Origin of the sequence: Streptomyces sp. AC558_RSS880 (assembly GCF_019049255.1) — a bacterium.
Lineage (GTDB): Bacteria > Actinomycetota > Actinomycetes > Streptomycetales > Streptomycetaceae > Streptomyces.
Map to the genome: position 1 here is coordinate 1 of NZ_JAGMUJ010000029.1, position 20161 is coordinate 20161.

Below are 20161 nucleotides of genomic sequence, written 5' to 3' on the forward strand. Positions count from 1 at the left end.
GACCGCACCCCCTGCCCGGCCCACGCCGCCCCCGCCCCCGCACCCCACCGCCTGGGACGACGCGCACCCGCGGCCCCTCGCCCCCGACTCCGCACCCCTGCCCGCATACGGCACCGGTTCGCTCGCCGACCTGCTGCCCACGCTCGCCGCCGGCATGGCCGTCCCCGGTACGACCGCCGCGATCCCCGAGCTGACCCCCGCCGACCGGAACTGCGTGTTCCTGATCGACGGGCTGGGCTGGGAGCAGCTGAAGGCGCACCCGGACGAGGCCCCCTTCATGACGTCCCTGCTGGCCTCCTCGCGCGGCGGCACCGGAAGCCCGATCACCGCCGGATACCCGGCCACGACCGCCACCTCCCTGGCCTCCGTCGGCACCGGCCTGCCGCCGGGCGCGCACGGCCTGCCCGGCTACACCGTGCGCAACCCGGACACCGGCGAGCTGATGAACCAGCTGCGCTGGCAGCCCTGGACCCCGCCCGGCCCCTGGCAGCCGTACCCCACCGTCTTCGAGCTGGCCCACCGCGCGGGCGTGCACGCCGCGCAGGTCACCTCCCCGGCCTTCGCGAACACCCCGCTGACCAAGATCGCGCTCAGCGGCGGCAGCTTCCACGGGCGGCTGTCCGGCGAGGAGCGCATGGACGTCGCGGCCGAGCAACTGGCCGCCGCCGACCGCTCCCTGGTCTACACGTACTACGCCGAGGTCGACGGCGCGGGCCACCGCTTCGGCGTCGACTCCGACACCTGGCGCGGCCAGCTCATGTACGTCGACCGCCTGGTCCAGCGCCTGGCCGAACAGCTCCCCCCGCGCAGCGCGCTCTACGTCACCGCCGACCACGGCATGATCGACGTCCCCTTCGACGAGGACCACCGCATCGACTTCGACGAGGACTGGGAGCTGAAGGCGGGCGTCGCCCTGCTCGGCGGCGAGGGCCGCGCCCGGCACGTCTACGCCGTACCGGGCGCCGCGAACGACGTGCTGACCTGCTGGCGCGAGGTGCTCGGCGAGCAGTTCTGGGTGGCCTCGCGCGACGAGGCGATCGAGGCGGGCTGGTTCGGGCCCGCGGTCGACGAACGCGTGTACCACCGGATCGGCGACGTGGTCGCCGCCGCGCGGGACGACGTCCTGCTGATCGCCTCCGAGCGGGAGCCCAGGGAGTCGGCGATGGTCGGCAACCACGGCTCGATGACCCCCGCCGAGCAGCTGGTCCCGCTGCTCGAAGTACGCTCCTGACCCTCCGCCCGCAACCCCTGCCGAAAGGTGCTCCACCTCCCATGCCCGAGTTGGTGTTCTTCTCCGGAACGATGGACTGCGGGAAGTCGACGCTGGCTCTCCAGATCGAGCACAACCGTTCGGCGCGCGGCCTGACCGGCATGATCTTCACTCGTAACGACCGGGCCGGCGAGGGCAAGCTGTCCTCCCGCCTCGGCCTGGTCACGGACGCGGTGGAGGTCGGCGACGGCGCGGACCTGTACGCGTACCTCGTCGACCACCTCTCCCAGGGCCGGCGCGCGGACTATGTGATCGCGGACGAGGCGCAGTTCCTGGCCCCGGAGCAGATCGACCAGCTCGCGCGCGTGGTGGACGACCTGGAACTCGACGTCTACGCCTTCGGCATCACGACGGACTTCCGCTCCAAGCTGTTCCCCGGCTCCCAGCGGCTGGTGGAACTGGCCGACCGGGTCGAGGTGCTCCAGGTGGAGGCCCTGTGCTGGTGCGGCGCCCGCGCCACGCACAACGCGCGCACGGTCGGCGGGGTCATGGTCGTCGAGGGCGCCCAGGTGGTCGTCGGCGACGTCACCGGCTCCGCGGACGAGGTCGGCTACGAGGTCCTGTGCCGCCGTCACCACCGCCGCCGCATGACGGCCGCGACGGCGCACGCGGCGGCCCTGTCGCCCGACGTACTGCCGGTCACGTCGGACTGACCGTGTGGTCGTGGGGCACCGGTGGGTTCGGGGGGCGGCAAGGGAATCGTGGGTGCGACCTCCCGTCGTGCACCGGTGCGGCTGAGGGACGGGTGCGGCGAACGCACCGGCCGCAGGTCCGGGACCTGGGCCGCGAGAGCCAGAGCCTCGAGGCGGCAGCCGAGGGCCGTGAACCCCACGAGCCCCGGGGAGGGAGGCGTGAGCGGCCGAACACCCACTGGTATCGGGTGAGTCGAGGGTCGAACTCGACGAAGTGGCCGACTCGCAGCCTCGGCTCTCCCTAGGCTGGGGAGCGATCGACTGCACAGTCATGGCAAGGCGGAAGAGAATGATGCGCGGCCTCACCGAGGCGAACCTCAAGGCGCTGGCCGGCGGCCGTTCCTTCGAACGAGCCCTCGGGTATCTCGACGCGGTGTCCGGGATCGAGGTGGGGGACGGCTGGGTCACCGCGAGTGTCCACGGGGCGGAGCGGTACGAGGCGGAGCTGACTCTGGACGGGCCCGGCGGGCTGTCCGGCGCGTGCGACTGCCCGTACGGTCTTGAGGGCAACTTCTGCAAGCACCTGGTCGCCCTCGGTCTGACCGTGCTCGCCCGGCCGGAGAGCCTGCCGCGGCAGCGGAAGGCGGCCCGGGAACGCGCGCAGGACCTCGACGGGTGGCTGTCCGCCCTGTCCAAGGACGAGTTGCTCGCCCTGCTGCGGGAACAGATCGACGAGGACCGGCAGGTGCGGCGACGCCTGGAACTACGGGCCGCGAGCGCCCGAGGAGACCTCACCGCGGTCCGTTCCCGTATCCGCGACCTGCTCGACATCGGCCCCTTCGCGCAGTACGGCTACGTCGAGTACGCCGATGCCCGCGCCTACGCCGACCAGGCCCGGCAGGCGGTGTCCGCGATCGGCGCGCTGACCGGCTCGGGCCGGGCCGCCGACGCGATCACCCTGGCGCGGGAGGCGATGCGGCTGCTGGCCGAGGCGGTGGGAAGCGTCGACGACTCCGACGGCCGGCTCGGGGAGATCGGTGCGGGCCTCGCCGGCGCCCACCTCGACGCGTGCCGCGCGGCGCGTCCCGACCCCGAGGAGCTCGCACGCTGGCTGGTCGGCCATGTGCTGGGCGACACCGACGACGGCCTGACCGACATCGATCCGCTCGACTACGACGACGTCCTCGGAGAGGAGGGCATGGCCGTCCTGCGGAAGCTGGCCGTCGAGGCGTGGCGGCGCAACCGCCGCGGCTGGGCGGAGAAGTACCTGATGGAGCGTCTGGCCAAGGCCGGGGGAAACGTCGACGCGGTGATCGCCGTGCACGCGGCCGATCTCGCACCGAACGGCCACACCCACCTGGTCATCGCCCGTGAGCTGGAGGCCGCCCGGCGTTTCGACGAGGCCCTGGACTGGGCGGAACGCGGTGTCCGGGACGCCCGGGACCTCTCCGCCGTGGACACCGCCCTCGTCGACCACCTCTGCGAACGCTATGCGCGGGCGGGCCGGATCGCCGACGCCGTCGCCGTGCGCCGCGACCACTTCGGCGCCCGCCGCTCACTGCTCGCGTACCAGCAGCTGCGCGCCGCCGCGCGGGCCGCGGACAGCTGGCCGGCCGAGCGCGAGGGAGCCCTCGCCCTGCTGCGCGCCGACGCGGAGCGGCCACGACGGAGCTGGTACGACGGCCCCGTCCTGGTCGACGCTTTGCTCGACGACAAGGATGTCGATGCCGCCTGGCAGGCCGCTGCCCAGACCGGCGCCCACGACCGGCAGTGGCTCACGCTTGCCGACCAGGCGCGGGCCACCCGTCCCGCCGACGCGCTCGGCGTCTACCTGCGCCTGGCCGAGCCGCTGACCAAGGAGACCGGCAACAGGGTCTACGAGCAGCTCGTCGGCCTGCTGCTGAGCATCCGCGACTGCCACCGCCACCTGGGCACGGAAGACGAGTTCGCCGCTTACGTCACCGCCTTGCGCATCGCCCAGAAACGCAAGCGGAACCTGATGCGGCTGTTGGACGAGCACGGTCTGTGAGCCGGACGGCTTCTCGGAGATCCGTCCGGTCCACGACCCCCTGCCTTCCGATGGTGCTCTTCACGCGGCCGGAACCCGGCCATCGGATCAGTACCACGAGCGCGTTCAAGGGAGTGTCGTTCCCGTGCACGACGGCCACGACGGCCCGCACGGCGGCACTGTCGCCCGGCGTGCTGCCCGTCTCCGCCGTCTGACGCACCGATGGCGCCCCCTGCGCGCGGGCGGCGTGCGGAAGACTTCATTCAAACAGGTGATCGACAATACGACCGATCCCGCTATGATCTTCCACGGCAAGGCTGTAGCGCAGAGGTCGTCGCGCCCTAGCATCAAGCTGGAGGACGTCGGTTCGAATCCGACCGGCCTTGCCGCCCTTGTCGTGGAGGAACGTCGATTGGCGTCGGTCCGTCCTGGGCGGGCGGAGGGCGGTGCCGCCCTCGGCGGGCCGGGCACCGGCGATGGACCGGTGGAGTGGTGATGACGCAGCCGACACCCGTGCGCTGCCCGGCGATCGAGCACCCGGACATCCCGATCAGTGACCCTGTCGGCCTGGACCCGCTGCTGGACCGGCTGAGGTCGGATCGGGCGGTGGAGACCGACGAGACGTTCCCGCTCGGCACCGTGCGCGCGGACGGCCGTGTCGACCTGTGCAAGCAGGGCCTCGGAGCGGCCGGCGCCGCCCGGCTGATGCCCGTCGCCGCCGCCTCACCGCACGCCCGGCACGTCCTGCTCGGCACCAACGCCATCGGCGACGAAGGGGCGTCGACGGTCGCCCGCGCGCTCGTCGACGGCCACGGCCTGCACACGCTCTACCTCGGCTGCAACCGCATCGGCCCGGAAGGCGCCGGCGCGCTCGCGGACACGCTCTCCGCGGACGACACCGTCCGCGCCCTGTGGCTCAAGCGCAATCCGGTGGGCGACGACGGCGTGGCGGCGCTCGCCGCGATGCTCCGCCGCAACACCACGCTGCGCACCCTCGACCTGGTCAACACCGGTGTCACCACCAGGAGTCTGCGCGCGCTGCTCGACGCCCTCACCGGCCGCCCGCGCCCGGTGGAACGCCTCTTCCTCGGCGGGAACGGCCTGACCGCCGACGCCGCCGGCCTGCTGGCGGCGCTGATCCGTGAGGCGGGCGTGCGCGAGCTGTACCTGCCCGCCAACCACCTCGGCGACGAGGGCGCCGCCGTCCTCGCGGCGGCCGCCGCCGACTCCGGGGGACCGGTGCGCCTGGGCCTGGGCGGCAACGGCATCGGCCCCGCCGGGGCGCGCGCCCTCGCCGACGCCCTGGGCGCCATCGAGACGCTCGACCTGGGGCGGCCGATGTCGGAGCGGAGCCTCGGCGCCCCCGCCAACGCCACCGGCGACGAAGGTGCCCTCGCCCTGGCCGCCGCGCTCGCGGGCAGCCCGCTGCGCCGGCTGGAGCTGTGCCACACCGGGCTCACAGGCCGGGGCGCGAAGTCCCTGCTGGCAGCGGTGCCGGACGACTCACCGCTGGAGTACGTCGGTCTGGGGCCCGGACTGCCCCGGAAGGTGAAGCGGTCCTTCACCCAGCGCCTGCGGCCCGTGGCCGGGGCCCACCCCGACCTGCGCGCGATAGGAAGTGTCTACCGTTGAGCGGCCGCCCCGAACTCCCCTGTTTCCCACCGGAGGAGGCGGCGAGCTGGCGGCGGGTCCGCCGCTACGCCGTGCCCCGGAGGATGATCGAGCGCGCGACCGAACGCCGTACGGCCGGTGACTGGCGGGGCGCGTGCGCGGCGGCCGGCGTGGACGTCGACATCGACCTGCCGGAGGTCGCCGAGCACTGCGGCGACGACGTCGCCGCGGCGCTGGCGGACGACCTGCGCCACCTGGTCCCGGACCTGGTGCGCTGGCACCTGCCCCGGGTGCTGGGCGGACGGACCACCCTCGACACCGACCGCACCGTCGTCCTCGCCCGCTACCGGCCGGTGCGGGCGGGCGAAGGCCCCCGCTCCACGCCGTACCTGCACCTCACCACGCCCGCGATGCTGGAGGGCCCGCAGCGGATCACCCTGCGGTTCCGCACGGTCGCGGACGAGAAGAGCGCCGGCGTCTTCGGGAGCCCGACCGAGGACTGGCGGTACGCCCGGCACCTGTGGGACGCGCGGCACACCGCCGAACTGCGCGAGCGGTGCGGCGGCGGCACCGAACGGCCCCCCTTCTTCCACACCGACGGCCGGCCGCGCCGTACGGACGAACTGCCCACGGCCGATCCCGGCCCCGGTGACGCGGCGGCCCGGGCCGAGTGGGTCACCTTGCTGCACCAGAAGGGCGAGGTCGAGGCGGCCTTCACCGCGGCCGGGATCGAGGTCGACCTGACACCCCCGGCCGGCGGCCCCGGCTGGTACCGGGCCGATCCGACGGAACTCCTCGGCCGGCTCGCGCTCGACCACACCCGTCTGGAGCGGGAGGTCCGCCGGCTGAAGGACGAGGGTGTCGGCGACCGCTTCCTCGTCGTCGGCGACTGGCGCACACGCATCCTGCTGGAGCCGACGGCCACCGGTCTCGGGGTCAGGGCCGTCGACCGCGGGGAGGCCAAGGGCGTGCCCTTCCTGGCCGGGGCGCTCTGGCGCAGGCTCCCCGACCTCGACCTGCTGCACGTCGGCGGAGTCGAGCCGGAACACCTGCATCCGCTGGTCCGCGAGGCGCTGTTCCCCGACCTCCGGGTCGCCGACGGGACCGGCGGCCCACCGGGCCCCGCCGTCCCCGAACCCGTCCGGGTGCGCTGCCGCGGCGAATGGCACGAGGTGGGCTTCCGCCCGGGCGGTCTGCTCCGCATGCCGCACAGCGACGAGGAGCAGCAGCGCGAACGGGCCCTGCGCGCGTTCGGCGGCGCCGTCGCCGGGTGCTTCGCCGTCGAGCAGACCTGGGCGTCGGGCGACGGCCGGCTGCCGAAGGCGCTGCGCGCCCAGCGGCAGGACCTGTTCCTGCGCGCCCAGCACGGCGACACCCACGGCGTGCTCCACCTCCTGGACGCCGGCGTGGATCCCCGGGTCCGCGACGCCTCCGGACGCTCGCTGCTCCACGTACTGCACCTCCTCGACCACGAACCGCTCCTGCCCCGGCTGCTCGCGGCGGGGCTCGACCTGGAGGCCCGGGACCAGCGGGACCGCACACCGCTGTTCGTGGCGGTCAACGACGGCGGTTCCAGGGCCCTCGTGGAGGCACTCCTCGCCGCCGGCGCCCGGATCGACGTGGAAGACCAGATGGAGTTGTCGCTGGCCCAGGTCATCCGCCGCTACAAGCGTTCCGACCTGGCCTTCCTCCGGAAGCGCGTCCGGGAGGAACACCCGGGCCTCGGGGCCGACTGGTGGGACGAGTACATGGACCGCAACGAGCAGGAGGAAGCGGACGACCACGAGCCTGTCGAGCCCGAGGCCGAGGCCGACGAGCCCGAGCCTTACGAGCCCGAGCCCGACGAGCCCGGATTCGCCATGTACAGCAAGGAACCGCCGTTTTGAGCACCGACCCCGCTCCCCGCACCGGACCGGCCCCGCTGGCTGCCGCGGACGACCTCGTCGCCAGGCTGCGCACGCGGCGCACCGAACCCGCGGCCAACCCCCAACTGGAGGCGCTCGCCCTGGCCGTGACGGCCAATCAGCCGGTCCTGCTGTGGGGCGAACCGGGCATCGGCAAGTCCGCCGGCCTGGAGCAGCTCGCCGCCGGACTCGGCCTGCCGCTGGAGACGGTCATCGCCAGCGTGCACGAACCGTCGGACTTCGCGGGACTGCCGATCGTCGGGGAGGACCCGGCCGTGACCGGGGTGCCGATGGCCCCGCCCGACTGGGCGGTCCGGCTCACCCGCGCCGGACAGGGCCTGCTCTTCTTCGACGAACTGTCCTCCGCGCCGCCGGCCGTGCAGGCGGCGCTGCTGCGGGTCGTGCTCGAACGCCGGGTCGGCAGCCTCGTCCTGCCCGACGCGGTACGCATCGTCGCCGCCGCCAACCCGCCGTCGAGCGCCGCGGACGGCTGGCACCTCAGCCCGCCGCTCGCCAACCGCTTCGTCCACCTCGACTGGACCCACGACCCGGCCACGGTCGCCCGCGGCATGGCCGGCACCTGGCCGGAGGTGGCCGTTCCCGCGGTCGATCCGGCCAAGGTGCCCGGTGCCGTCGCGCGGGCCCGCGGCGCGGTCTCCGGATTCCTCACGGCCCGCCCGGGACTGGTCCACCACATACCCGCCGACGCCGAGAGCCGGGGCCGCTCCTGGCCGTCGCCCCGCACCTGGGAGATGGCGCTGCGGCTGCTCGCCACGGGATACGCGACCGGCGCCGGCCGCGAGGCGACGGCCGCCGCGCTCACCGGTGCCGTCGGGGACGGCGCGGGCATCGAGCTGCTGTCGTACTTGGAACACCTCGACCTGCCCGACCCCGAGCGGGTCCTCGCCGACCCCGACGCGTTCGCCCTGCCCGAGCGCGGCGACCGCCAACTCGCCTTCCTCATCGCGGTCGTCGCCGCCATCCAGAGCGACCTCACCCGGCCCCGCTGGGAGGCCGGCTGGGCGGTCCTGGCCAAGGCCGTGGACGCGGGCGTACCGGACGTGGCCGCCCGGGCCGCCACCGACCTCGCGTCGATGCGCCGGCTCGACTGGCCCGTACCCCCCGGCATCGACGGGTTCCTGGACCTGCTGCAGATGTCCGGGGCCCTGCCCGGCGGCCGCTGAGACCCACGAGCATGACGGACCCCCGCAGCCGCCTGGACACCACCAAACTGCTCGCCGCCCGCTACCGCGCGGCGAACGACCGCCCCTACCTGGCGTCGGCCCTGTACGCCCTCACCGTCGTGCCCAGCCCCGACGTGCCGACGATGGGCGTGGACCGCCACTGGCGCTGCTACGTGTCGCCCGCCTTCGTCGACGCGACCCCCGTGGAGGAACTCGCGGGCGTCTGGATCCACGAGGTGGCACACCTGCTCCGTGACCACCACGGCCGCGCCGGCCGGCTCCCCGCCGCCGACCAGCGCGACCGGTACCGCGTCAACGTCGCCCAGGACTGCGAGATCAACGACGACCTCCTCGCCGACGGCCTGCGCCTGCCCGCCGGACGCGTCGAGCCCCGCCTCTTCGGCCTCCCCGACGGGCAGCTGTTCGAGGCGTACCTGCCGCGACTGCCCCCGCACGTGAGGGAACACGACTGCGGATCGGGCGCCCACGGCCGCCCCGCGCCCTGGGACCTCCCCGGATCCGCCGGCCCCGCCGCGCTCGGCGACGTCGAGGCCCAGGCGCTGCGCCGACTCACCGCCGAGGCGATGCGCGCCCACCAGCGCACCCGCGGCACCCTGCCCGCGGGCTGGCAGCGCTGGGCCGAGGAGCTCCTGGAACCCACGGTGGACTGGCGGCAGGCGCTCTCCGGCGCGGTCCGGGAAGCCGCCGCGTGGGCCGCAGGGGCCGTCGACTACACCTACCGCCGCCCGTCGCGCCGCACCCCGGCGCTGCGCGGCGTCGTCCTGCCCAGTCTGCGCCGTCCGCTGCCCCGGGTGGCCGTCGTCGTCGACACCTCGGGCTCGATGGGCGACGCGGAACTCGCCGCCGCCCTGGGGGAGATCACGGGCGTCCTGCGCGAGGTCGGCGTGCGCGGCAACCGCGTCACCGTCCTCGCCTGCGACGCCGACGTGCACGCCGTGTCCCGGGTGACGTCCACCGAGCAGGTCACCCTCGGCGGCGGGGGCGGCACGGACATGCGCGTCGGCATCGACGCCGCCCTCGCGGCCCGCGACCGCCCCTCGATCGTCATCGTCCTCACCGACGGACTCACCCCCTGGCCGGACGAGGTCCCGTCCTGCCGCCTGATCGCGGCCCTGATCGGCGACGGCGCGCCCCAGCCCCCGCACTGGGTGGAGACGGTGCGCGTCACCATCTGACGAAGGCGGAGCAGACGACCACGCGGACCCACCCCCGTCGACCACGAACTCGTCCGGGCCGCGGCGCACGTCGCCCGCACGCGCTGCCGGGGCGACAACCACACCATGGCGGCCGCGGTCCTTCGCCCCGCCGGCCCGGCCGCCCGCGGTCGACCTCGCGCCGCTCGTCGGCACGTACCGGCGTGAGGGCGTGGTCATCACCGTGGCCGAGCAGGACGGCGCGGGACACGCGGTGTACGAGTTCGTCGACGGCATGAAGGACTTCTCCGAACCCCCGGAGATCGACCTGGTGCCGGTGACGGACACGGTCTTCGCCGGTACGGGGGTGGGCGCGGCGTTCAGCGAGGACTGCAGCCCGTGGTCTTCTCCACGTTGCGGGACGGCACGGGCTGTGTCCACATCGGCATGCGCCGCGGTCCCCGGACCGCGTGACACGGCTGCGCCGCGCGGAGCCCGGGTTCCCTCCCCGGCTCCGGCCAGGACGAATCCGACGCCTTCCGCACGTCCGCCAGGTCACGCCGCGACGCGTTCGCTCACGCCTTGCTCCGGATGAGCGCGCCCCAGCCCTGTTCCAGGAGGTCGAAGGCCCGGTCGGCGACCTCGCGGGGGGGCGTGGGGGTGGGCCGCGCGGGGGGCTTCGAGGGCGAAGTGGGCCAGGGCGGCGCCGCCGCGGCCGACGGCGACCGCGGCCTGTTCGCCCAGCGCAACAGCGGCGACCACATCCGCGTCCACCTCATCCAGCGCGTCCCGGCCGACTGGATCACCGCCGGCGGCCTCACCCTCCAGGACACCGACGGCATCCGCGCCCACCTCCTGGAGCGCTACCGCGACTGGTCACCCCGGCTGCGCCGGCTGATCAGCGACAACGACGGCCCCTCCGTCGACCGCCCGATCTTCGCCCTTCCCGTCCCGCACACCTGGGAGCACAACCCCACGGTGACCCTGCTCGGCGACGCCGCCCACCTCATGCCCCCGCTCGGCGTCGGCGTCAACCTCGCCATGCTGGACGCCTGTGAACTCGCCCTCGCCCTCGCCCTCGCCCGCCACGACACCGTCGGCGAAGCCGTCCGCACCTACGAGAAGACCATGCTCCCCCGCTCCACGGAGACGGCCCGGCTCCTCGACGGTGCCGCCGCCGAGCTGCTCTCCACCGAGCTGCCCGACTTCGCCACCACCGATCACCGCTGACACCCTGGGGCGGGCCGAGGGGGCAACCGGGTCCCCGTCACTCCCGCCCGATCAGGAACACCTGGTCGTCCTCGCCCCGTTCCGCGCAGCGCTCCATCACGGCCGCCGCGCCCGCCTCCCCGGCACCCCCGCGGATGCCCACGCACAGCGCGTCGTCCTGTGCCGACCGCAGCCGCCACCCGTCCGTGCCGTCGGCCCGCTCGATGCGGAACCACTGGGAGTCGCCACCCGCCCGGCAGTCCTTCCAGGGTTCGAGCGTGCCCTTGAACGCTCCGTCGCCCAGGACGGTGAGGCAGCCGGGGCCGTGCACCGGGTGGTGGAACTGGATCTGGTACAGGCCGTCGTCCGCCCGCTGGAGGTACACGCGTGGAGGGACGGCCTCCGCGCAGGGCCGCTCCACCGCGACCAGCTTGGACTCGTCGGTGCCGGCCGCGCGGACGTCCCCGTCGGTCAGGCACAGCTCGGGTGCGCGCGCCGGGCGGACGCGTGAGAAGCCGGCGGCTGGGCCGGGGGCGACCGCCGGGTTCGTGGTCGCCTCCCCGTGCGCCGCACCGCCGGTGGGTTTCCCGTCGTCCTGCTCGAACAGCACCGTCGCGCCGACGGCGAGCAGCGCGACCGTGCCGAGGGAGGCGATCGTGGCGGTCAGGGCGGTCCTGCCGCGACCGGTGCCCGCCGACTCCGGTGGCCGGCCCGGGGATTCCGGTTCCTGGTCCGTCCCCTCGGCCTCAGGGACCTCCCCGGCCGCCAGCCGCTCCCTGGCCGCCAGCCACTCCGGCACGTCCCGCCCGGCACCGCACGCCCGGACCAGCGCCGCGACCACCTCCGCGCGCGGCAGCGCGTCCCGCCGCAGGACGTCGGCCAGGGTGCTGCGCGCCAGCACCTCGTCGCGCTCGGCGGCCCGTTGCTCCAGCTGACGGTAGGTCAGTCCGCTGCGCTTCTTGAGCTCCCGCAGCAGGGCGACGTACTCGTGTGCCGTCCGCGCATCCGCGGGATTCACGCCCTCCGAGACCACCATGCCGTCATTCTCATCACCCCCGTCACGGTAGGCAACTCTTGTCCGGCGCAGATCGGACAGCCCAACTGCGAATCCAGGACGAGCCGTTGACCAGGACGGACGGTCTTCCCCCTGTCCCGGACACCTCAAGTCCTTGCCGGACAGGATCCGCCCGCCAAGACTCCGGTACTGCCGCCGCGTTCCGGCCCCACGGGGGTGGACCGGACGCGGCGCCGCCACCGAACCCGTTCACGACAGAAGGAGTCGCCCCATGTCCACGCACCGGCTGCGCACCCGGATCGCCCCGCTCGCCCTCACCACCGCCCTGGTCGGCGGTCTGGCCGTCACCACGACCGCGACCGCCCCGGACGCCCACGCGGCGGGGAGCAGCTACTACCTGTACTTCAAGAAGAACACGTCCAACCCGATCAACTCCAAGCTCTACCTGATGAAGAGCATCGCCAACGCCAAGGACAAGGTCGTCGCCAAGTACCGCGCCGGCTCCGGCAACGGCAGCCAGAACGAGTGCGCCACCAACAAGGGGTGGCTGCCCGGGACCAACACGAAGAACGGCAAGTACAAGATCGAGTTCCACCGCACGAACTTCGACGGCATCATCAACGGCTACGTCATCAAGCTGTCCGACAAGAAGTGCAGCAAGGGCACCAAGCGCACGGAACTGTTCGTGCACAGCGAGATGAAGCCCAACGGCAAGCAGGGCACCATCGAGTCCGAGCGCTGGGACGGCACGCGCGACTACTACTCCAACGGCTGCATCAAGCTGAAGCCGGCCGACATCAAGGACCTCTTCGCCAAGGCCAAGCGCTACGGCTGGCCGAAGACGCTGTACGTCGTCAAGTAAGCCGCGCGGAAGCCGCCGGCGGTGGACAGGAGCCCGCGCGTCAGCGCGGGCTCCTCAGCAGCGCGAACCGCGCTCCCTCCGGGTCCGCCACCGCGGCGACGCGGCCGTGGACGCCGTCGCGGGGCGGTTCGAGGACCCGGCCGCCCAGGCGGAGGACCCGGCCCACCGCGTCGTCGGCGTCGGCCACCGTGAAGTACGTCGTCCAGTGCGGGCCCCGGTGCCGGGGGAGGGCGTCGCCCACGCCGTGGACGCCGGCCACGGGGCGGCCGTCCAGGCACAGGGTGATGTGGCCGGGGTCGGCGGAGATCCCCGGCTCCTCGTCGTGACCGAACACGGTCTCGTAGAACTTGGCGGTACGGGCCGACTCGAAGGTCGTCAGTTCGTGCCAGGCGGGCGTGCCGGGCACACCGGTGACGGCGGTGCCCGGGTTCGCGGCCGCCTGCCGGACGCCGAAGACGGCACCGCAGGGGTCGGAGCCGATCGCCAGCCGGCCGGAGTCGGCGGCGTCCAGCGGGCCCACCCCGATGGTGCCGCCGCACGACCGCACCACGTCCGCCGTCAGGTCCACGTCGTCCGAGGCGAAGTAGGGCGTCCAGGCGACCGGCAGTTCACGGTCCGGCGGCAGCACGCCGATGCCGGCCACCTCACGCCCGTCGAGCAGGGCACGCACATACGGGCCGAGTTGCCGGGGGCCGGGGCTGAACTCCCAGCCGAACAGCGCCCCGTAGAACTCCTCGGTCGCCTCCAGGCCGTGCACCATCAGGCTCACCCAGCAGGGTGTGCCGGGCGTGTGCCGGGCGGGCGCCTCGCCGTTCGGGCGGGCGTTCCCCCGTGCGTCGGTCATCGTCACTCTCTTCTCGGCCGCCGCGCGGTGGCCGTGCTCTCCTCGACCCGGCGGGGTCGCATCGCGTGCGGTCCGCGGGTGATCCCCGTGCCGATCGGGGCACCGGCCGCGGTCCGTTCCGGTGCACACTCCCGCGCGGGCCCTGTTCCCGGAGGATGCCCGATGCGCGAGTCCTCGTCCCCTTCGGCGCGCTTGCCGACGGGAGTCGATCGGTTGTACAGCATGTGCCCGATCCGGTACGCCTTGTGATCGGGGTCGTCCGGCCGAGCAGAGTAGCCGGACGTGGGCGACTCGGCCACCCCGTGCGCGAGGATGGTGGCCATGAACGCCATCATCTCCGCATCCGAACTCGCGAGCGCACTGGCGGGCGCCAACCCGCCGGTGCTGCTCGACGTCCGCTGGCAGCTCAGCGTGGCCACGGCGGCCGGTGAGCCGCCGTTCGACGGGCGGGCCGCGTACGAGGCCGGGCACCTTCCCGGCGCCGTCTTCGTCGACCTCGACGAGGAGCTGGCGTCCGCGCCGGGCGGTCACGGACGCCATCCGCTGCCGGACCTCGCGGTGTTCGGCGCCGCGATGCGGCGGGCGGGCGTGTCGTCCGGGACGCCGGTGGTCGTGTACGACGGGGGCATGGGCTGGGGTGCCGCCCGTGCGTGGTGGCTGCTGCGCTGGACGGGTCACCCGGACGTGCGGGTCCTCGACGGCGGGTTGCCGTCCTGGGAGGGGCCGTTGGAGACGTCGGTGCCGCGGCCGGCCGAGGGGGACTTCGTACCGGTGCCGGGGGCGGCCGGGCTGCTCGACGCCGACGGTGCGGCGGCGCTGGCGCGTTCGGGGGTGCTGCTGGACGCCCGCGCGGGGGAGCGGTACCGCGGTGAGGTGGAGCCGATCGACCGGGTGGGCGGGCACATCCCCGGCGCGGTCTCGGCGCCCACGACGGAGAACGTCGGCGCCGACGGCCGTTTCCTGCCCGCGGACGAACTGGGCGCCCGCTTCGAGGAACTGGGCGTGTCACAGGGTTCACCGGTCGGCGTGTACTGCGGCTCGGGTGTCTCCGGCGCGCACGAGGTGCTGGCGCTGGCGGTCGCGGGCATCCCGGCGGCGCTGTACGTCGGTTCCTGGTCGGAGTGGTCGTCCGACCCCGAGCGGCCGGTCGCGGTGGGTCCGGATCCGCAGTAGACCGTTCAGAAACGTACGAACACGTCTCAGAAACGTACGAACACGTCGGAAGCGCACGAAGGGGCGCCCGCCGCGCGGCGGGCGCCCCTCGCGTCACGTCAATCGGCCGCGGGCGCGAACCGTCCGAACGGGCTACTCCTGTTTCTTCCGGCGCGTCCCGAACACGATCTCGTCCCAGCTCGGCACCGCCGCGCGGCGGCCCGGACGGACACCGTCCGCCTCGGCCTGACGGTCGGTCGAGCCGATGAGCCGGTCCCGGTGGCTGCCGACGGAACGCGGCATGAGGACGTCCGCGTAGGCGGACCCGGCCGAGGCCGCGGGGGCCGGCGGCTCCTCCGCCTCGGACTCGGGGTCCGGCTCCTCGGGAGCGGTCTCGGGCGCGCGCTCCGGCACCACCAGGTCGCCCCGGAAGCTCGGCACCGCCTCCAGCAGGCTGGTCAGCGAGTCCCGTTCGCCCGACGCCGTGGCGGTCAGGGACTCCTCGTCGGGCTCGGACGCCTGCGCGGGCAGGCTCGGCCGCTCGCGGTCGCCGGGACGGTCGAGCGGGCGGTCCCGCGGCAGCCGGGCGATGCGCGGCACGAACGGGAAGCTGGGCTCGGGCGCGGCGAGGTCGTCGGACTCGCCGATCAGCGAGCGCGCCTCGTCGTCGACGGCCTGGACGAGCCGCCGGGGCGGGTCGTAGGTCCAGCTCGCCGAGTGCGGCTCGCCGGCGACCCGGTAGACCAGCAGCACCTCCCAGGTGCCGTCGTCGCGGCGCCAGGAGTCCCACTGGACGGTGTCCTTCTCCGCGCCGCGGAGCAGCAGCCGCTCCTGCACCGCCTCACCGAGCGGGGGACCGGAGTTCTCGCCGGGGCGGCGGACCGGGGTCTTGCGGGCGCGCTCGGCCATGAACGCGCGCTCGGCGAGGACGGGGCCCTCGAAGCGGCGTACGCGGTCCACGGGGATGCCGGCCATCTGGGCGACCTCTTCCGCGGTCGCGCCGGCCCTTATACGCGCCTGGATGTCACGGGGGCGGAGATGGCTCTCCACCTCGATCTCGATCTGGCCGAGGCGGGGACGGTCGCCGCGCACGGCAGCGCGGAGCCGTTCGTCGATCGGAAGCGTGTACTCCGTGCTGTCCGCAGCCTTCAGCACAAGCCGTGTGCCGTCATTCGAGACGGCCACGACACGCAGTTCGGGCATGGGGACCTCCCGGGTGGTGCCTGCCGACGTCACGTGCGTCGCTGCTTCCGCTAGTCGAGTGTGGCCTGCCCGGGTGCAGCCTGCCACAACCTTGCCTATTTGCCCGGCGTGTCGGGCGCGGGCCCTGGATCGCCGTTATGGCACGGTTACCTATTCGCAACGCTAAGTGACCAACCGCGTCACCTTGTGCAACTAGCCCCCTCCCGGCGGTCCTCAAGGCCACGGGCACCCTGACGGGAGACCGGACCCAGGGCTCGCAACAGTACTCCATTTGGGCCACGTGCGTGGATTGGCACGCCGCGCAACGAATCCTCTACGACCCCAGGACCCTCCGCAAGTAGTCGTTCCGGAACCGGCGTTCCGGGTCGAGCCGGTCCCGGAGCGCCGTGAACTCCTCGAAGCGCGGATACACCCGTGAGAGGTACTCCGTGTCCCGCGTGTGGATCTTCCCCCAGTGAGGTCGCCCCTCGTGCGCGGTGAAGATGCGCTCGGCCGCGGTGAAATACCCCTGATAGGGGGTGCCCTTGAACATGTGGACGGCGATGTAGGCGCTGTCCCGGCCGGACGCGGTGGACAGCGTGATGTCGTCGGCCGGCGCGGTGCGCACCTCGACGGGGAAGCTGACCCGCAGCGGCGAGCGGTCGACCATCGCCTTCAGCTCCCGCAGCGTCTCCACCAGGGCCTCGCGCGGAACGGCGTACTCCATCTCCACGAAGCGCACCCGGCGCGGCGAGGTGAACACCTTGTACGGGATGTCGGTGTACGTCCGGGCGGAGAGCGCCCTGCTGGAGATCCGCGCGATGGCCGGAACGGTCGCGGGCACCGCGCGGCCGACCCAGTTGGCCGCCTGGAAGACGCCGTTGGAGAGGAACTCGTCCTCGAACCAGCCCCTGAGCCGCGGCACCGGCCGCTCCGGGCCCGCGCTGCGGTTGTTGCGCTTGGTGTTGGTGTTGCCGGTGTGCGGGAACCAGTAGAACTCGAAGTGCTCGTTCTCGGCGTACAGCCGGTCGAACTCGGCGCAGACCCGGTCGAACGGCATCGGTTCCTCACGGGCCGTGAGCAGGAAGACCGGCTCCACCGCGAAGGTGATCGCGGTGACGACGCCGAGGGCGCCGAGCCCGATCCGGGCGGCGGCGAAGACGTCCGGGTTCTCCTCCTCGGAGCAGGTGAGCACCGAACCGTCGGCGGTGACCAGCTCCAGGCCCCGGATCTGGGCGGCGACGGAGGCCGAGTCGCGGCCCGTGCCGTGGGTGCCTGTACTGGTGGCCCCGGCGACCGTCTGCTCCATGATGTCGCCCATGTTGGCCAGCGACAGACCCTCCCGCGCGAGGGCCACGTTCAGCCTCCTGAGCGGGGTACCGGCCTCCACCGTGACCGTGCCGGCCGCGCGGTCGACGTGACGTATGCCGGTCAGCAGATGAGGGCGGATCAGCAGGCCGTCGGTGGCGGCTATGGAGGTGAAGGAGTGGCCGGTGCCGACCGCCTTCACCGGCATGCCGTCCTCGGCGGCCCGGCGCACGGCGGCGGCCAGCTCGTCGACGGAGGCGGGCGCGGTCTCCCGCGCGGGGCGGACGGAGACGTTGCCGCCCCAGTTACGCCATGTGCCGTTCCTCGTGCTCGCTGTGCTGCCCAACGGAGCCTCCCCGACCCGGAGCCGGCCGCTTGAGCCGGCGGTACCCGAGGAAACCGACCGCGACCGCGACGGCGCCGGCCACCGCCGGAACCCCGTACCCGGCACGCGCCCCGGCCGCGTCGATCACCCAGCCGGCCGCGGAGGAGCCGAGCGCGACCCCGACCGCGAGTCCGGTGCTCACCCAGGTCATGCCCTCGGTGAGCTGCGTGCGTGGTACGTGCTCTTCGATGAGGGACATCGTCGTGATCATCGTCGGAGCGATGGACAGACCCGCAACGAACAGCGCCACGGCCAGAAACGACAGGTTCCCGACCAGTAGGAGTGGGATCATACTCACGGCCATGCCGCACACGCCCAGCAGCCAACGGCGTTCCGGCGCCCCCGCGAAGTGCAGCAGCCCGAACACGACGCCCGCCGCGCAGGAGCCCAGCGCGTACACGGCGAGCACCACGCTCGCGGCGGCCTTGTGCCCCTCCTCCTCGGCGAACGCCACGGTGACCACGTCCACGGCACCGAAGATCGTCCCCGTCGCCACGAACGTCGCGACCAGCACCTGGAGGCCCGGGGCGCGCAGCGCCGTGCCGCCGCCCTTGTGCTCGCGCGGGTGCGGCTCGGGCTCGGTGGCGCGCTGCGCGGTCAGCCAGAAGACGCCGGCCGCCAGGAAGCAGGCCGCGAGCAGCGGGCCGGCCTCCGGGAACCAGGCCGTGGACAGCCCGATGGAGATGATCGGCCCGAAGATGAAGCACATCTCGTCCACCACGGACTCGAACGAGTACGCGGTGTGCAGTTTCGGCGTGCCCCGGTACAGGGCGGCCCAGCGGGCCCGGATCATCGAGCCGACGCTCGGCACGCAGCCGATGCCGACGCACGCGACGAACAGGACCCAGTCCGGCCAGCCGTAGTGCGCGGCGAACAGCAGCACCGCCGCCGCGGTGAGCGAGACCAGCGTCGCGGGGCGCAGCACCCGCCGCTGCCCGTACTGGTCCACCAGACGCGAGACCTGCGGGCCCGCCACGGCGGCGGCCAGCGCGATGGTCGCCGACAGCGCGCCGGCCAGTCCGTACCGCCCGGTGAGCTGGGAGATCATCGTCACCACGCCGATGCCCATCATGGACAGCGGCATCCGGCCGAGGAACCCCGCGGCGGAGAAGGCCCTGCTGCCGGGTGCGGCGAACAGGGCGCGGTACGGGCTGGGCACGGGTTCTCCGAAGGTCTCAGTAAGGTGCGACCGCAATCGATACAGCTTACGGGTTAGGTCACCCTAATGCACTCGGGAATCCCGCGTCGTAGCCGGTGGCACCCCCCGCCCCGTCCCGGCTGTCAGCGTCGGGTGGCAGGATCGAGACATGCCAGACGTGCTCGATGCCAGCCCTTACGACGCCCTGCTCCTGCTCTCTTTCGGCGGTCCCGAAGGCCCGGACGACGTGGTCCCGTTCCTGGAGAACGTGACGCGCGGGCGCGGCATCCCCAAGGAACGCCTGAAGGAAGTCGGGCAGCACTACTTCCTCTTCGGCGGGGTCAGCCCCATCAACGACCAGAACCGCGCCCTGCTGGACGCGCTGCGCAAGGACTTCGCCGACCACGGCCTGGACCTGCCGGTCTACTGGGGCAACCGCAACTGGGCGCCCTACCTCACCGACACCCTGCGCGAGATGGTCCGCGACGGCCGCCGCCGCATCCTCGTCCTGGCCACCAGCGCCTACGCCTCGTACTCGGGCTGCCGCCAGTACCGCGAGAACCTCGCCGACGCGCTCGCGACCCTGGAGCAGGAGGGGCTGGAGCTGCCGAAGATCGACAAGCTGCGGCACTACTTCAACCACCCCGGCTTCGTCGAGCCCATGATCGACGGGGTCGTGCGGTCGCTCGCCGACCTGCCCGAGGAGGTCCGGGACGGCGCGCACATCGCCTTCTGCACCCACTCGATCCCCACCTCCGCCGCCGACACCTCCGGCCCGGTGGAGGAGCACGGCGACGGCGGCGCGTACGTCCGGCAGCACCTGGACGTGGCCCGGCTGATCGCCGACGCCGTCCGCGAGCGCACCGGCGTCGACCGCCCCTGGCAGCTCGTCTACCAGTCCCGCTCCGGCGCCCCGCACATCCCCTGGCTGGAGCCCGACATCTGCGACCACCTCGAGGAGCGGCACGCGGCCGGGGTCCCGGCCGTGGTCATGGCCCCCATCGGCTTCGTCTCCGACCACATGGAGGTCCTCTACGACCTCGACACCGAGGCCACGGCCAAGGCGGGGGAGCTGGGCCTCCCGGTGCGCCGTTCGGCGACCGTCGGCGCCGACCCGCGGTTCGCCGCCGCGATCCGTGAGCTGATCGTGGAACGCGCCGTCGCCGAACGCGGGCAGGACGTCGCGCCGTGCGCCCTGGGCGCGCTCGGCGCGAGCCACGACCTCTGCCCGGTGGGCTGCTGCCCGGCCCGCGCCCCGCGCCCCGCCGCCGCGGGCGCCGACAGCCCCTACGCATGAGGAGCG

16 protein-coding genes and 2 pseudogenes are annotated in these 20161 nt (G+C 73.6%); 12 read left to right on the forward strand and 6 right to left on the reverse strand.

Features of this window, described 5'->3' with window-relative positions; all coding sequences use genetic code 11:
* From KUM38_RS10290 to KUM38_RS10325, 9 genes and pseudogenes are all read left to right on the forward strand, one after another.
* Positions 1–1231: alkaline phosphatase family protein (locus KUM38_RS10290; protein ID WP_254396973.1), on the forward strand; the 1231-nt coding region annotated here is incomplete at its 5' end.
* Positions 1232–1272: 41 nt separating this feature from the next.
* A complete protein-coding gene (locus KUM38_RS10295; RefSeq protein WP_217129005.1) occupies positions 1273–1923 on the forward strand; it encodes a thymidine kinase in 651 nt (216 codons plus the stop codon).
* Between the two features lie 331 nt (positions 1924–2254).
* The gene (locus KUM38_RS10300; protein ID WP_217129272.1) at positions 2255–3931 is read left to right on the forward strand and encodes an SWIM zinc finger domain-containing protein; all 1677 of its coding nucleotides are present in this window, start codon (positions 2255–2257) and stop codon (positions 3929–3931) included.
* Between the two features lie 474 nt (positions 3932–4405).
* The gene (locus KUM38_RS10305) at positions 4406–5542 is read left to right on the forward strand and encodes a gala protein (protein ID WP_217129006.1); all 1137 of its coding nucleotides are present in this window, start codon (positions 4406–4408) and stop codon (positions 5540–5542) included.
* Positions 5539–7407 (forward strand): ankyrin repeat domain-containing protein, encoded by a 1869-nt coding sequence (locus KUM38_RS10310; RefSeq protein WP_217129007.1) that lies wholly within the window; start codon positions 5539–5541, stop codon positions 7405–7407. Before KUM38_RS10305 ends, KUM38_RS10310 begins: the two co-directional genes overlap by 4 nt.
* The gene (locus KUM38_RS10315; protein ID WP_217129008.1) at positions 7404–8609 is read left to right on the forward strand and encodes an AAA family ATPase; all 1206 of its coding nucleotides are present in this window, start codon (positions 7404–7406) and stop codon (positions 8607–8609) included. Before KUM38_RS10310 ends, KUM38_RS10315 begins: the two co-directional genes overlap by 4 nt.
* A gap of 11 nt (positions 8610–8620) precedes the next feature.
* Positions 8621–9805 carry a VWA-like domain-containing protein gene (locus KUM38_RS10320; RefSeq protein ID WP_217129009.1) on the forward strand — a complete coding sequence of 395 codons (1185 nt, stop codon included), beginning with the start codon at positions 8621–8623 and terminating at the stop codon, positions 9803–9805.
* Between the two features lie 33 nt (positions 9806–9838).
* Positions 9839–9922: pseudogene (locus KUM38_RS41705) on the forward strand (cytidine deaminase); the annotation flags it as partial.
* Between the two features lie 531 nt (positions 9923–10453).
* A pseudogene (locus KUM38_RS10325) lies at positions 10454–10993 on the forward strand (FAD-dependent oxidoreductase); the annotation flags it as partial.
* Positions 10994–11030: 37 nt separating this feature from the next.
* Here KUM38_RS10325 and KUM38_RS10330 read toward each other — a convergent pair.
* Positions 11031–12008, reverse strand: coding sequence for a helix-turn-helix transcriptional regulator (locus KUM38_RS10330; protein WP_217129010.1), 978 nt, complete (start codon positions 12006–12008; stop codon positions 11031–11033).
* Positions 12009–12258: 250 nt separating this feature from the next.
* On the opposite strand from KUM38_RS10330, the gene KUM38_RS10335 reads away from it, so the two are divergent.
* Positions 12259–12849, forward strand: coding sequence for a L,D-transpeptidase family protein (locus KUM38_RS10335; RefSeq protein ID WP_217129011.1), 591 nt, complete (start codon positions 12259–12261; stop codon positions 12847–12849).
* A gap of 40 nt (positions 12850–12889) precedes the next feature.
* On the opposite strand, the gene KUM38_RS10340 is transcribed toward KUM38_RS10335, so the two are convergent.
* Both KUM38_RS10340 and KUM38_RS10345 read right to left on the reverse strand, forming a co-directional pair.
* Positions 12890–13693, reverse strand: a complete 804-nt coding sequence (locus KUM38_RS10340) for a VOC family protein (RefSeq protein ID WP_217129012.1) — start codon at positions 13691–13693, stop codon at positions 12890–12892.
* Between the two features lie 2 nt (positions 13694–13695).
* Complete coding sequence (locus KUM38_RS10345; RefSeq protein WP_217129013.1) at positions 13696–14016, reverse strand: hypothetical protein; 321 nt, start codon at positions 14014–14016, stop codon at positions 13696–13698.
* On the opposite strand from KUM38_RS10345, the gene KUM38_RS10350 reads away from it, so the two are divergent.
* Positions 14015–14866 carry a sulfurtransferase gene (locus KUM38_RS10350; RefSeq protein ID WP_217129014.1) on the forward strand — a complete coding sequence of 284 codons (852 nt, stop codon included), beginning with the start codon at positions 14015–14017 and terminating at the stop codon, positions 14864–14866. The two genes, KUM38_RS10345 and KUM38_RS10350, sit on opposite strands and share 2 nt — an antisense overlap.
* A 132-nt stretch (positions 14867–14998) precedes the next feature.
* Here KUM38_RS10350 and sepH read toward each other — a convergent pair whose 3' ends face one another.
* The 3 genes from sepH to KUM38_RS10365 all read right to left on the reverse strand — a co-directional run bounded on the left by sepH (position 14999) and on the right by KUM38_RS10365 (position 18879).
* Positions 14999–16048, reverse strand: coding sequence for a septation protein SepH (gene sepH / locus KUM38_RS10355; RefSeq protein WP_217129015.1), 1050 nt, complete (start codon positions 16046–16048; stop codon positions 14999–15001).
* Between the two features lie 313 nt (positions 16049–16361).
* Positions 16362–17681, reverse strand: a complete 1320-nt coding sequence (locus tag KUM38_RS10360) for a D-arabinono-1,4-lactone oxidase (protein ID WP_217129016.1) — start codon at positions 17679–17681, stop codon at positions 16362–16364.
* Positions 17641–18879: an MFS transporter gene (locus tag KUM38_RS10365; RefSeq protein WP_217129017.1), complete on the reverse strand. Its 1239-nt coding sequence runs from the start codon at positions 18877–18879 to the stop codon at positions 17641–17643. Before KUM38_RS10365 ends, KUM38_RS10360 begins: the two co-directional genes overlap by 41 nt.
* Positions 18880–19027: 148 nt before the next feature.
* Between KUM38_RS10365 and KUM38_RS10370 the strand changes: the two genes are divergently transcribed.
* Positions 19028–20155, forward strand: a complete 1128-nt coding sequence (locus KUM38_RS10370) for a ferrochelatase (protein ID WP_217129018.1) — start codon at positions 19028–19030, stop codon at positions 20153–20155.
* Positions 20156–20161: the final 6 nt, after the last annotated feature.